General features: G+C 45.5%; 11 protein-coding genes. 9 read left to right on the top strand and 2 right to left on the bottom strand.

The window, feature by feature from the left end; all coding sequences use genetic code 11:
• Positions 1–289: 289 nt before the first annotated feature.
• Together C4S60_RS12485 and C4S60_RS12480 are read left to right on the top strand one after the other, a co-directional pair.
• Positions 290–1792, top strand: a complete 1503-nt coding sequence (locus C4S60_RS12485) for an HAD family hydrolase (RefSeq protein ID WP_103880681.1) — start codon at positions 290–292, stop codon at positions 1790–1792.
• A gap of 92 nt (positions 1793–1884) precedes the next feature.
• Positions 1885–2865: a Gfo/Idh/MocA family protein gene (locus C4S60_RS12480; protein ID WP_103880680.1), complete on the top strand. Its 981-nt coding sequence runs from the start codon at positions 1885–1887 to the stop codon at positions 2863–2865.
• Between the two features lie 61 nt (positions 2866–2926).
• Here the strand turns inward: C4S60_RS12480 and C4S60_RS12475 are convergent, their stop codons facing one another.
• Positions 2927–4144 carry an MFS transporter gene (locus C4S60_RS12475; protein ID WP_103880679.1) on the bottom strand — a complete coding sequence of 406 codons (1218 nt, stop codon included), beginning with the start codon at positions 4142–4144 and terminating at the stop codon, positions 2927–2929.
• A 180-nt stretch (positions 4145–4324) separates the two neighbouring features.
• Entirely contained in the window at positions 4325–5941 is a 1617-nt protein-coding gene (locus C4S60_RS12470) for a long-chain-fatty-acid--CoA ligase (protein WP_103880678.1), read from the bottom strand.
• Positions 5942–6292: 351 nt separating this feature from the next.
• Here C4S60_RS12470 and C4S60_RS12465 point away from each other — a divergent pair, with 351 nt between their 5' ends.
• The 7 genes from C4S60_RS12465 (at position 6293) to C4S60_RS12435 (ending at position 14596) form a co-directional block, all read left to right on the top strand.
• Complete coding sequence (locus C4S60_RS12465; protein WP_103880677.1) at positions 6293–7129, top strand: helix-turn-helix transcriptional regulator; 837 nt, start codon at positions 6293–6295, stop codon at positions 7127–7129.
• Between the two features lie 654 nt (positions 7130–7783).
• Complete coding sequence (locus C4S60_RS12460; RefSeq protein ID WP_103880676.1) at positions 7784–9412, top strand: ABC transporter substrate-binding protein; 1629 nt, start codon at positions 7784–7786, stop codon at positions 9410–9412.
• Positions 9413–9542: 130 nt separating this feature from the next.
• Positions 9543–10463, top strand: a complete 921-nt coding sequence (gene oppB / locus C4S60_RS12455; protein ID WP_103880675.1) for an oligopeptide ABC transporter permease OppB — start codon at positions 9543–9545, stop codon at positions 10461–10463.
• 15 nt (positions 10464–10478) lie between these two features.
• On the top strand, positions 10479–11381 hold the full coding sequence (gene oppC, locus C4S60_RS12450) for an oligopeptide ABC transporter permease OppC (protein ID WP_103880759.1): 903 nt from the start codon (positions 10479–10481) through the stop codon (positions 11379–11381).
• A gap of 19 nt (positions 11382–11400) precedes the next feature.
• On the top strand, positions 11401–12372 hold the full coding sequence (gene oppD / locus C4S60_RS12445; protein WP_167390981.1) for an ABC transporter ATP-binding protein: 972 nt from the start codon (positions 11401–11403) through the stop codon (positions 12370–12372).
• Positions 12373–12377: 5 nt separating this feature from the next.
• Positions 12378–13370 carry a murein tripeptide/oligopeptide ABC transporter ATP binding protein OppF gene (gene oppF / locus C4S60_RS12440; protein WP_279626946.1) on the top strand — a complete coding sequence of 331 codons (993 nt, stop codon included), beginning with the start codon at positions 12378–12380 and terminating at the stop codon, positions 13368–13370.
• Between the two features lie 275 nt (positions 13371–13645).
• Positions 13646–14596 carry a glutathione S-transferase family protein gene (locus C4S60_RS12435; RefSeq protein WP_103880758.1) on the top strand — a complete coding sequence of 317 codons (951 nt, stop codon included), beginning with the start codon at positions 13646–13648 and terminating at the stop codon, positions 14594–14596.
• Positions 14597–14666 lie beyond the last annotated feature (70 nt).

Below are 14666 nucleotides of genomic sequence, written 5' to 3'. Positions count from 1 at the left end.
AGCTATTAAATGTAGACCAATTACAGGAATAAAAAGTGTAGGGCGGGTTGTAGTTATCCGTTTTATTATTTGTGTCTTAGTTTTGCTACAACACATAGAATGGCTTTTTGGTATGAAACATTTGGCTTATAATAAGATTTTCAGGTTAACTATATAAAATATTGGATGAAAATAGTAAGGGTGAACGAGATTACGAAGCCGATACTGCACAGTATATTTTTGAGAAAGGTTGGTTGAACCCTGATGATTGCTTCTAAGTAATTGGAAAACTTACTTAAGGAGGGAAGCGATGGAAAGCGCAGTGCCTGAAGTGAAAGAGAAGGCGAATGCGGACCGTTGTATGTATGAAGTAGAGTTAGGTACCTACCTAGGGCACTTAAGCGAACATGATCCTGTAGTCGTAGCTTTTGACGATTCTCTTTGGCTAAGAAATTCAACAGAGGCATTTTTGTCGAACGTTAAACCTTCGATGTGGGTTAGTTTTTGGTTGCAGCTATTGGAGCTGCTCATTTCGTCTTTTGGATCGGCTCAGAATGGTCGTACTCAAAGTCAAGATTGGCTAAGAGTATTAGTCGTTGTAATAGTGGCGCCCTGGTCCATTTTTCAGTGGAGGAATGTCACTACTATACAAGCAGCCAAACACCTTAACGGTGAATTGCGTCAGACCTTAGAACGGTCCAATCAGCCAGTCGTAATTGTTAGCTCTGGTTTTCGATTTGTCATCGAGCCTATGTTGAAATCGTTAAACATCGCATGGCCACTGGTCGTGGCAGGTGATTTAAATATAGCTAGTCGCTTGAGAAAAGATGGAAAAGGTGTGGCTGTGGTTAGGCTGCTCGGTTTGGAAGCGGTGCGAAGAGGGCTGTTCATTGGTTGTCGCCACACAGATAGTGACATATTTGAAATGACACGTTACTCAGTTCAAATGGGATGTTCGAAAGTCAGTTCTCGTCAGATTGGGTTGAAACCCATGCTGCCTTTTGTTTACCTCAAGAAGGTGAAGCGTCCCGATGAAAACTACTTTACCCGAGTTATCTTAGGGCATGACTACTTTCTATTACTGTTAACCTTTAGTTTAGCCAGTTCCACCCCATGGGCGAGTGCAGCAAGTTTGCTACTGTTTGTGTTGAGTTATTTTACCGCATACGAAATTGGTTATCATGAGAATGACCGACTGGGTCTCATCTACGAGGCTAAACCGAAGGTGTCTCAGGCATACAGAGAACTTGGGCAGAATTATGTTCCTTATGTGGCATGGGTATGTGCTGGGATATTTGCTCTCCCTGCTTCAATTTTGGCGACTCAAACCCAGGATCTTAATCAGGCATATGGCCCAGATGTTCTTTTCATCGAAGTTTGGCTCGTCTTCATGGCATTCTTACTCGGGGTACGTGTTGTGTTTGCTTGGTTCAATCGCCTACCTGAGGTTGGAAGAATAGTGCCTATGCTAATCCTCCAGTTGGCTCGAAGTGCGGGCTATTTGTTTATTTTTACAACGAGTGTTGTGGGTGTGCTGTTTTGTGTCAGTCACGCATTGAGCAAGTGGATTCCCTATATCGTTTATCGGTGTGGTGGATCTCGTAAATTCTGCCCCAACCATTTGTTAAACGCCATGTTGTTACTGTGTTTCCTACTAATACAAAGTGCCATAAGTGGTTTCACATCAATTTGGACCACATGGCACACATTAGTGATTTGTGGATACAGTTTACTAAGGGCGGCTATTGAACTTCGGCAGTTTATTCATTACTTTAAGCTCAACAGAGAGCCCGTTGAGCAAGAAAACCATTGAAGTCAGCGTTGGCTTTCGTTCCCACTATAGGATCACAAAGTGGTTCTTTATAATAATCCCCTTTCAATATGAAGTAACGACAAGGATAGGGAATGATCAATCTAGCAATAATCGGAACCAATTGGATTAGTGAAAAATTTGCTCGTGCTGCATTGGAAACAGAGCGGTTTGTGATTCGAGGTGTGTATTCTAGAGGGTTGGAGAAAGCCCAGCAGTTTGGCGGACCTTTGGGAGCGACGCTGTTTTTTGACACTCTGGAAAGTCTCGGGAATTGCGAGTCCATCGATGCGGTTTATATCGCGTCACCCAATAGCCTTCATTGCGAACAAGCCATTCAACTTATGCGAGCTGGAAAGCATGTGATCTGTGAAAAACCGATGGCTTCTAATCTGAAAGAGGCCACCTCCATGTTTGCTGTGGCGCAAGAACAAAACGTGATTCTCATGGAAGCGTTTAAGACGGCCTACTTGCCCAACTTTATTGAGGCAAAAAAAGCGTTGGCGAACATTGGAAAATTGCATAAGGCTCATCTTACCTATTGCCAGTATTCCTCCCGTTATCAGAAATATCTTGATGGCGAGAATCCGAACACTTTTAATCCAGCGTTCTCAAATGGCTCCATTATGGATATAGGATTCTATTCAGTGGCAGCTGCCGTCGAGTTATTTGGGGCACCGTCCCGCGTGCAGGCTTCGGCACATCTTCTCGAGTCGGGCGTCGATGCTCACGGCAGTGTGTTGCTGAATTATCCTGATTTTGATGTCACCTTGAGTCATTCCAAAGTCAGCAACAGCTATTCAACTAGCGAAGTCCAGGGGGAAGAGGCGAGCCTGTTGTTGCCCGATTTCTCGGAATGTCTGGGCTTTGATAAGCAGTTACGCAGTGGCGAGCATATTCACTGTCGTGTAGCGCAGGGAGAAAATAGCATGATGTACGAGGCAGAGGCGTTTGCTCAAATGATAGCCAACGACAGGATGGACCCACATGCCACTCAACGATCTTTAGAGATAGCCCGTATTATTACCCTAGTTCGTGAGCAGACCGGAGTGAGCTTTCCTGCTGATAACCCATAAGCAAAAAAAAGAGCCGATATGTATCGGCTCTTGCTCCTATCAACTGAAGGTTGTATTTATTCTACTGCTTTGCTTCGATGGTGGATTCCAGATTTCTCTCAATGACTCTGGATTTGTTCAGACCGATGAAAACCATAACGGTGGCTACCGCGATACATATTGCACCCACTCCGACTTGACCCTGAAAGTCACCAGTTGCTGTTGCTGCTTGTGCAACGATAGGTCCCATTGCTAATCCCACAGTGCCAATTTCCGGACCGTAGGAGCTGAAGTACCCGGATTTGTCCGTAGTGGCCAAAGCGGTGTAGTAACGAGCATACATCATATTCCAGAGCATGATATAGAAAGCAGAGAAGCCGAGGAATGATGCAGTGTCTTGAGTAGTTGCCATGCCAAAGCAGACAGCACCATTAATGATACTCAATGAAACAATGATGGTGGTATGGCTGTACTTTTTGTCTACGACAGCGGTCAGAATACCACCGACAACGGCCATCACTGAACCTACTGCTAATACCAGACCAACATCTTCAGTCGAAGCCTGCATATCAGCACCGATGATCTCAATGTACGGGTAAATGATGCCAAGACTCAGGCTGTAAACCAGGAATGCACCGCCAACCCAAATCATTGGAACGACGAACGTTTTTTTGTCGACCTGACCGTTGGTGTTCTCAGTGATCTGTTTATCTTTATCCAAGCGGCCATTATCAGGATAGAACCAAAACGCGACCAGACACAATGCCGAAGCAAACATAAAGAACTGGTAGAGTGCATCAAGACCATAAGTTGCCATTAATTCAGGGATCATAATGAACCAGGTGATGAGCCAGATATTCAGTGCAGCGATCATGTAACCAAAGTTGCGACCCGGATGACGGGTAACACTCATGCCTACTAATCCAAGTGAATAGCCAATACCCTGGCCGCTACCAGAAATAAGTCGGCTGATTATGAAGCTGTCAAAATCCGGTGCAGTCATGCTCAGGTAGTTACCCGCAATCAGAGCAAGTGCAGCCAGATAGCCAATATAGCGCCAGTTAGTACGACGAATCAGTAGCAGAGAAAAGAGTAGAGAAGAGAGGGCGGTTGCTAGCAATTCATACATCGCAATGCTTTCAATTTGAGCATCATTCAGCGACATAACTTCCGCAGCACCTCCAAGCATGAAGGGTAAGAAGTTAAAGGCATTTGGGGCAAACATCACGAGCATCATGGCTGCGATGATCAGTGCTCTGGAGTCGATCGTCCGAGCCGGGCTCACAACGTGTTTTAACATAGTATTCTCCTATCCATCCTAGATTAGGTTTGTTATAGATATGTTAATAATGAGCCGATATGCCAGATTGCTGTAGTACCCATTTGGGTTACAGAGTTGTTAATAATTGTGCTTTGTGTGTTAAATATCAAAAGGGCTCGCCCCTTTTCAGGATAGCGAGCCCGTTTTAACCAATAAAGGTTAACCTAAGACGTAACTGGCAAACTGCTCTCGCAGATCTTTTTTGCTGAGTTTGCCTGTGGCGGTATGGGGCAGCTCTTTAATAAACTCGACCGCATCTGGCATACAGAACTTAGCCACTTTGCCTTCAAAATGTGCCAGTAACTCTTCTGCTGACACGTCCACGTCACGCGTTACTGCGATGAGTAAGGGGCGTTCTCCCCATTTTTTATGCGGTACGCCAATGACTGCGGCCTCTTTTATATCAGGGTGGCCGACGGCAATATTCTCCAGCTCAATGGAACTTATCCATTCGCCCCCTGATTTGATGACATCTTTTGAGCGGTCGGTAATTAACATGTAACCATGGGGATCAATACTAGCAACGTCACCGGTATCGAAATAACCATTGCTATCTATAGATTCACCCTGCTTATAGTAACCGGAGGCGACCCAAGGCCCGCGAACTTTTACCGCGCCGAACTGATGACCATCCCACTCGACGGCTTCTCCCTGCCAATCTTCGATGCGCATGTCTACCCCAAATACGATACGACCTTGCTTCAGTTTGTAGGCCATTTGTTCTTGTTCAGAGAGTGCGGCGATCTTGGGCGTCATTTGATTGAAAGTACCAAGAGGGCTCATTTCCGTCATGCCCCAGGCATGGTGAACAGAGACATCAAATAGTTCGTCGTACTCCTGAATCAATAATTCTGGGCACGCGGAGCCGCCGACAATGATGCGAGACAAAGAGGGAACCTGAGTATCACTTTGCTTTAAGTGCTCCAGCAATGTTAGCCAGACCACAGGTACCCCGGCGGTCATGGTGACCTCTTCATTGTTAATAAGATCGGTAAGCGTTTCACCGTCAGCCATTTTAGGTCCAGGCAGTACCAGTTTGGTGCCTGTCATCGGTGCGCTGTAGGCGAGGCCCCAACCGTTAACATGGAACATAGGTACTATAGGCATGACAGTATCGTGCACTGAAAGTGAGAAGGCATCAGGCAATGCGCTGGCCAGTGAATGCAGAACCGTTGAGCGGTGGGAGTAAAGTACGCCTTTAGGGTGGCCAGTAGTTCCTGATGTGTAGCACAGCGAACTCGCATCATCCTCGGCAAGCTGTGGCCAGTCGAAGCTGTCGTTGTGTGATTCTATGAAACTCTCGTAGTCCATTAACTCCGGAATACTGGTTTCGGGTAAGTGTGCAGCATCGCACAAAGCAATAAAATGTTTCACGCTAGGACATTTCGCCTGCAAACCTTCTATTAGTGGAGCAAACAGAGGGTCGAAAAATACGATTCCGTCTTCTGCATGATTGATGATGTACTCTATCTGTTCCGGGAACAGTCTGGGGTTAATCGTATGCAGGACACTTCCTGAACAAGAGATAGCATAATATAGCTCCAGATGACGATAGTCATTCCATGCCAGCGTAGCGATTCGGTCTCCCTTTTTTATTCCAAGGGATTTCAGGGCGTTAGCTAGTTTTCGGGTTCGTTTGAAGGCGTCGGAGAGGGTATAGCGGTGGCGCGGATTATCGTAGGCGACCGACACAACTTCAGTCTCTCCATTTATTCTGTCCGCGTGGCGCATAATTTCAGTTATTGTCAGTGGGACATCCATCATCTGACCTTTCATAGGGCACTCCATTTGTTATAGGTATGTGAATAGTATGTGATCGTATGCGCAATGGGTATGTACCCCGATAGGGTTACGTAGCTTGTTTGTAGGACGGTAGGAGCGGGGAGTGCTGAAGAAAAACTGTGACAACATTCCTCAAATCAGGGGTAATTTACTTTTTTAGGGATAATATATTTGTCAGCATGGTAGATATATTTAACTAGAATGAACTTAGTGCTTTTTAGATATCGAATGGGTGACAGGGTGAACATTTGGTTTAGTCGATTGGTGTCTGGCTTGTTGCATTGAGTCTGTCACCCAGTCGTGGTACTTCATAAGAGCAGTAAGAAAAAATGATAAGGAGTGTCTATGTCTGTCACAATGGAAGGGTGGAGTGAATTCCACCGTCATTATCCCGCAGTAATTGACGCCATCGGTGAAAATGACTTTTTAGCAAGGCTGTCTGAATTACTTACCTCGATTGTCGACTATGAAAGTATGGTCGTCATGGGGTTTAGTGCCGATGCTCCGCCAGTCATCGGTTACAACGATACTACCTTCTTTGAGAAGCAAAGTGTTGATAAGGAATTTATAGGTGCTTTGGTACTCGACCCTTTTTATCAGTTGATCAAAAGAGGGACACGAGAAGGGATATATAAGTTGAGTGACATCGCACCTGATGAGTTCTATATGAGTGACTATTATCATAAGATCTATAAGCAGACAGGCTTAAAGCAAGAATTAGGGATGATAGTGACCTGCTCAGAAGGGTATACGTTAGTTTTGTCACTCGGTTTAAGAGGAAAAGACAAAGTAGAGTTTGATGAGAAGTCTCGTCTAGAGCAATACTTTGCTGAGATAAAGTCAGCGATTCGCAAGCACTATGAACTGGGTGATCCGCAGCAAAGAACAATCGGTCACCAGTTAAATGACATTTTTAGTAACTTTGGCAAGGATTTCTTGAGTGAACGAGAATGTCAGGTAACTCAGTTAGTGCTCCAGGGGTATTCGACTAAAGCGATTGCGCCGCTTCTCGAGGTCAGTACAGAAACCGTCAAGGTGTATCGAAAGCGCATTCACAACAAACTCAAGATATCTTCACAATCAGAGCTGTTTTCGTTGTTCTTGGAAGCCGCTTCAACGGTACCAGCAAACAGCAATATCGATCCTCTTACCGTCTATTTTGATGGGAAACACGTGCATTGATGTTAAGGAGATACTGATGTCACCTGATAGGGTTATTTTAACAATCGTTAAAAATATTTAACATCATAAGCGTTGGAACAAGCACACGTTTACAACGTCTGTAAGTGAAACATCTCCTTATCTGAGCTCGCGCTTGAGCCGCGTGACTACATCAGTTTACCCGATCTCTTGGTAGTCAGAGATCGGGTTTTTTTTTGTGATCTGTATCTTAGGGTTTTTTAAGGTCGGCGACTAAATGTGATTATGTTCACATTTAGGTTTTTTTTGACATTTGATAATTCTATCGGCAGAGTAGAATGAAAACGAATTGTTAAATTAACCATTGATTTTTAGGCATAATATGCTGAGAAACGGTTAATTATCAGAACTATCGACATTAATTTCTGGTGAGACCTCACATTTTGGTGAGAAGTTGTCAATTCACCTTACATTACAGAATGTTCACCTGATTTTTACCTTCCACAGGCGAATTATGCCGTTTTTACTACAAAAATATGGCAAATTGCTTCGAAGGTTGGTAATGTGAACCGCAATCTTCGTAAGGATTTAGAATTTAATGCTCACAATGTGAGCTAAATAAATCTAAAATGCTGTCCGTTCTGGCAATCCTGCGAAGAAGTCATGGATGCAAAATTAAAACTTGGAGTTAAATGCATGTATAAGAATAAAATCACGCAAGCGCTACTTCTAGGCGCTGGCATGGCAGTGGCTGCTACTTCTTTTTCTACCCTTGCCGCAGACGTTCCTGCGGGTACTAAACTGGCTGCAAAGCAAGAGCTAGTTCGTGGTAACGGTACAGAAGTAGCATCTATTGACCCACACAAAACTGAAGGTGTGCCAGAGTCTCACGTAATTCGTGATCTATTAGAAGGCTTGGTGAACCAGGACGCTGACGGTAATACTATCCCTGGTGTTGCAGAGTCTTGGGAAACGACAGACAACACGAAGTTTACTTTCCATCTTCGCAAAGACGCGAAGTGGTCAAACGGCGATCCTGTGACAGCGCAAGACTTCGTGTACAGCTTTAAACGTGCGGTTGATCCAAACACTGCTTCTCCATACTCGTGGTACCTTGAAATGACCACTATGGAAAACGCAGCAGATATCATCGCTGGCAAAAAAGACAAAGAAACACTGGGTGTTAAAGCGCTTGATGACCACACTCTGGTTATTCAACTAGAGCAAGCGGTTCCTTACTTCGTGAAAATGATGGGTCACACAACAGTGAAACCTGTACACCAAGCGACAGTAGAGAAATTTGGTGATCAGTGGACTAAACCTGAAAACTTCGTAGGCAACGGTGCATTTGTTCTGGAAAAGTGGGTAGTGAACGAGCGTATTGAACTAGTACGTAGCGCTAACTACTGGGACAACGATAAGACAGTAATCAATAAAGTTACGTTCCTGCCTATCGAAAACCAGGTTGCGGAAATGAACCGTTTCCTATCTGGCGAAATCCAAATCACAAATGAACTGCCGATCGAGCACTTCAAGCGCCTGAAGAAAGACCACTCTGACTCAGTCGATGTTAAGGGCAACCTATGCTCTTACTACTACGGCTTCAACAACGCTAAAGCGCCGTTTGATGACGTTCGTGTACGTAAGGCACTGTCTTACACAATCGATCGTAACATCGTAGCAAACGCGATTCTTGGCCAAGGTCAGAAGCCAGCGTACTTCCTAACGCCTGAGATCACAGCTGGATTTAACCCAGAGCTACCAGCTTACGGTCAGCTTTCTCAGAAAGAGCGCATTGCAGAAGCGAAGAAACTGCTTGCTGAAGCGGGCTTCGATAAGAACAACCCTCTTGAGTTCACACTACTTTACAACACATCTGAAAACCACAAGAAGATTGCAACAGCAATCCAGTCTATGTGGAAAAAAGATCTGGGTGTAAAAGTAACACTTGAAAACCAAGAGTGGAAAACGTACCTGGATACACGTCGTCAAGGTAACTTCGACGTGACTCGTGCGGGTTGGTGTGGCGACTATAACGAAGCATCAAGCTTCCTGTCACTAATGCAATCGAACAACAGCTCAAACGATCCTAAGTACAACAGCAAAGAGTACGATGCTCTAATGGCTCAAGCTATGGCTGCTACCAGCGATGCAGAGCGTGAAGAGTTGTACGTGAAAGCTGAAAAACTGCTTGCTGCGGACATGCCAATTGCACCGATCTACCAGTACGTTACTTCTCGCTTAGTATCACCTAAAGTGGGTGGTTACCCAAGCAACAACGCTGAAGATAAGTTGTTCTCAAAAGATATGTACATCGTAGAGTAATGCTCAACGAGTAATGCTTAAAGAGTAGTTCCTACTCAAAAAAAACTATAACTATGAAGACACTGCATGTGGAGACACATGCAGCGTCTATTGCTTTTTTTTAATTGTCACAGACTGGATGGATGAGTTTATGTTTAAATTCATTATGAAACGGATCTTTGAAGCGATACCGACGCTACTGGTATTGATCACTGTATCTTTTTTCCTGATGCGCTTCGCGCCAGGTAACCCTTTTTCGAGTGAGCGTCCATTACCGCCTGAGGTAATGGCGAACATCAACGCGAAATATGGTTTGGATAAGCCTGTATTTGAGCAATACACCACTTATCTGACCAACATTTTGCAAGGTGACTTCGGTCCTTCTTTCAAATACAAAGACTTTACTGTAAATGAGCTGGTGGCTAATGCACTGCCTGTTTCCGCGAAAGTAGGTTTCCTTGCCTTTATCTTTACGGTCATCATGGGGGTAACGGTCGGAACCATAGCCGCACTCCGGCAAAACAGCTGGCTGGATTACGGGATCATGGCGACAGCCATGCTCGGGGTGGTCATGCCATCTTTCGTACTCGCACCAGTGCTGATTTATATTTTCTCAATTAATTTGGGTTGGCTTCCTGCGGGGGGCTGGAATGACGGCTCCTTCAAGTACATGGCTCTACCTATTATTGGTATGTCTTTACTGTATGTGGCAACTTTTGCCCGTATTACACGTGGTAGCATGATTGAAACTCTTAACAGTAACTTTATTCGTACAGCCCGTGCGAAGGGGTTAAGCTACCGCTATATTATTATCAAGCATGCGCTTAAGCCTGCTCTACTACCTGTTGTTTCGTACATGGGGCCAGCGTTCGTAGGTATCATCACTGGTTCGGTAGTTATCGAGACTATCTTCGGTCTTCCTGGCATCGGTAAGCTGTTCGTGAACGCAGCGTTTAACCGAGACTATTCGTTAGTAATGGGGGTCACCATACTCATTGGTTTCCTTTTCATTCTGTTCAATGCGGTCGTTGATATTCTGCTAGCAATGATCGACCCGAAAATTCGTTACTAAGGGAGTGTGGTAATGATGCTAACGAAAAAAGATAATCTGGAAGCGATTGAAAAGTTTTCAGAAAACTTAGAAGTTGAAGGCCGAAGCCTTTGGCAAGACGCGCGTATTCGATTTATGCGCAACAAAGCGGCCATGGTCAGCTTGTTTATCCTGTTACTAATGACTCTAGCAGTCGTTTTCCTGCCGATGATGGCCGAGTACGCATTTGATGATACGGACTGGTATGCCATGCATGCGTCACCAAGTGCTGAGCACTGGTTTGGTACTGACGCCCTGGGACGAGATTTATACGTACGTACACTGGTTGGTGGTCGTATTTCTCTGATGGTGGGTGTGCTTGGTGCCTTGGTCGCGGTTCTTATCGGTACCCTTTATGGCGCAACTTCCGGCTTCATTGGTGGTCGTGTTGACCGTATTATGATGCGTATCCTGGAAATCCTATACGCTGTGCCATTCATGTTCCTGGTTATTGTACTGGTGACATTCTTTGGTCGTAACATTGTTCTTATCTTCGTAGCCATCGGTGCGATTGCCTGGCTGGATATGGCACGTATCGTACGTGGCCAGACTCTGAGTCTGCGCAGCAAAGAGTTCATCGAGGCAGCACACGTTTGTGGTGTGAGTAACTGGAAGATCATTACGCGTCACATTGTTCCAAATGTATTGGGTATCGTTGCGGTATATTCAACGCTACTTATTCCGAGCATGATCCTAACGGAATCATTCTTGTCATTCCTTGGTCTGGGTGTTCAAGAGCCTATGACTAGCTGGGGAGCACTACTTCAAGAAGGTGCAAACACAATGGAAGTTGCGATCTGGCAGCTACTGTTCCCGGCCGCCTTTATGGTGATCACTCTGTTCTGCTTTAACTATGTGGGCGACGGTCTTCGTGACGCGTTGGATCCAAAAGACAGATAACAACGACTAAGGAAGTATGATGAGCTTATTAGATGTAAAAGATCTGCGTGTCGAATTTACCACGCAGGACGGTATTGTTACCGCAGTAAACGATTTGAACTTCTCACTACAACAAGGTGAGACTCTGGGCATCGTTGGTGAATCGGGTTCTGGTAAATCACAGACCGTATTTGCCATCATGGGCCTGCTGGCAAAAAACGGTATCATTTCGGGAAGCGCAAAGTTTGAAGGCAAAGAGATCCTAAATCTGCCTGAAAAAGAGCTGAACAAGGTTCGTGCTGAGCAAATTGCGATGATTTTCCAGGATCCAATGACGTCGCTTAATCCTTATATGAAGGTGAGCGACCAGTTGATGGAAGTATTGATGCTGCATAAAGGCATGGGCAGAGCAGAGGCGTTTGAAGAATCTGTACGTATGCTTGAAGCGGTTAAAATCCCAGAAGCACGCAAGCGTATTACTATGTATCCACATGAGTTTTCAGGCGGTATGCGTCAGCGTGTAATGATTGCGATGGCCCTGTTGTGCCGTCCAAAACTATTAATCGCCGATGAGCCAACTACTGCACTGGACGTAACTGTACAGGCGCAGATCATGGACCTTTTGAACGAATTGAAAGACGAGTTCAACACGGCCATTATTATGATCACTCACGATTTGGGTGTGGTTGCAGGTTCATGCGACAAGGTTCTGGTTATGTATGCTGGTCGTACTATGGAGTACGGTACTGTAGATGAAATCTTCTATAACCCAAGCCACCCATACGCGGAAGGTTTGTTGAAGGCCATCCCACGTTTGGACACCGAAGGTGAAATTCTACCGACTATTCCGGGTAACCCACCTAACTTGCTACGCCTGCCACCAGGCTGCCCTTATCAGGAGCGTTGCCACCGTGCGACCCCTCAGTGCAGCGTAGAAGCACCAAAGCTAGAGAACTTTGGTCAAGGTCGTCAGCGTGCGTGTTTTTCTGATTGGGAGGCTTGGGTGAAATGAATGCAATGACAGATAACAAATCATTACTACTGGACGTTAAAGAACTGAAAGTTCACTTCAGTATTGCAGCTAAATCGGCTTGGCCCTGGACTAAACCGTCTCAGTTAAAAGCAGTTGATGGTGTTAACGTTCGTTTGTACGAAGGTGAAACGCTCGGGGTAGTTGGCGAGTCAGGTTGTGGTAAGTCAACGTTCGCACGCGCAATCATCGGCCTGGTTGAAGCGACGGAAGGTGAAGTGATGTGGCTTGGTCAGGATCTGACCAAGATGAAAGAAGTTCAGCGCCGCAATACACGTAAAGAAATTCAGATGATTTTCCAGGATCCTCTGGCGTCACTGAACCCGCGTATGACGGTTGGCGATATTATTGCTGAGCCTCTTGAGACTTTTTACCCTGAGTTGTCAAAGCAGGAAGTGAAAGATCGCGTTAAAGAGATGATGGCGAAGGTAGGTTTGTTGCCAAACGTAATCAACCGTTACCCGCACGAGTTCTCTGGTGGTCAGTGTCAGCGTATTGGTATTGCACGTGCACTTATTCTTCGTCCTAAGATGATCATTTGTGATGAGCCAGTGTCAGCACTTGACGTATCGATTCAGGCACAGGTCGTGAACCTGCTGAAAGAACTTCAGAAAGAGCTTGGCCTTAGCTTAGTGTTTATCGCCCACGACTTGTCGGTTGTAAAACACATCTCTGACCGTGTACTGGTGATGTATCTGGGTAATGCAGTAGAACTGGGCGAAGCAGAGGCTCTGTTTGCTGATCCTAAGCACCCGTATACGCGTGCGTTGATGTCAGCGGTACCGATTCCGGATCCTAAGATTGAGCGCAGTAAAACTATTCAGATGTTGGAAGGGGACCTTCCTTCACCAATAAACCCTCCTTCAGGTTGTGTGTTCCGCACTCGTTGCCCTATGGCGACAGAACAGTGTGCGCAACAAAAACCAACGATAAAGGGAACGGATGTGCATGCTGTGTCATGCCTACACGTCGATATTTAGACGATCCGAATCTTAGCAAGGAATGGCTCTGATTATTTGTGTGTGAGTAGTCAGAGTCGCTATTTCAGCCTGTGACGGGCCAAAGCGCGGCAATCTTTTTGGTCGCGCTTTTTTTGATCGCCTTATTTTGATGCTGTTTCTGATAGCACGGCACATGGGGCATGTGATATCACTTCTTCAATGAATTCGAACGTCTTCTTTAAAATCTCATACTTAAGTTAATCCGTGACTTTTCCTATACTGGCATTAAGTTAGGTATAGAGAGGATGAAATGGATGGGTAAGTTGATAGAAGGTGTATGGCATGATGTCTGGTATGACACCAAATCTTCTGGCGGAAAGTTTGTGCGCGAAGATGCCGGATTTCGACATTGGATTAGAAATAAACCTGATGCACAGTTCCAGCCAGAATCCGGCCGCTACCATCTCTATGTCTCTCTTGCCTGCCCCTGGGCTCACCGTACTTTGATTTTCCGAACTCTGAAAGGCCTCGAATCGCACATCGGTGTCACCGTTGTCTGCCCTGATATGATGTCAGAGGGATGGTCTTTTGGTTTGCCAGAGCCACTGTTTGGATTTACTAAGCTTCATCAGATTTATACCCAGGCAAAGTATGACTACACCGGGAGAGTTACTGTCCCTGTGTTGTGGGATAAGAAAACCAATACCATCGTCAGTAACGAATCCTCTGAAATCATTCGAATGTTCAACTCGGAGTTTAACGATTTGACGGGGAATGTGGACGATTATTATCCGGAGCCTTTGCAGAGTACGGTTGATGAATGGAACGACTTCATCTATCCCAATATTAATAATGGTGTTTATCGTTGCGGCTTTGCGACGACACAGGAAGCCTACGAAGAAGCGTTTCACAGCTTATTTGCCGCTCTTGATCGCGTTGACAGCCATCTCGCAGAACATCGCTATCTGACAGGTGAGCGTATCACAGAGGCTGACTGGCGTTTGTTCACGACTCTGGTTCGTTTTGACGCCGTGTATGTGGGGCATTTTAAGTGTAATCAGCAACGTATCGCCGACTATGCAAATATCCAGGGCTATTTGAAAGAGCTGTACCAGATCCAGGGAGTCAAACAGACGACGGACTTTTACCACATAAAACGCCACTATTATTTCAGCCACACCGGCATCAATCCGACGCAAGTCGTCCCCTTAGGGCCGAATCTGGATTTGGACTCGCCCCATCACCGTGAACGGATTTCCACATAATCAAACAGATAATGTGAAAAAAACGGTGTCCATCAAAGATCTCTGCGCTGAAGCACTTACACTAATAGTG

Source organism: Vibrio hangzhouensis, from assembly GCF_900107935.1.
In the GTDB taxonomy this organism is placed as follows: Bacteria; Pseudomonadota; Gammaproteobacteria; order Enterobacterales; family Vibrionaceae; genus Vibrio; species Vibrio hangzhouensis.
This window is presented reverse-complemented; position numbering and strand designations above follow the sequence as displayed.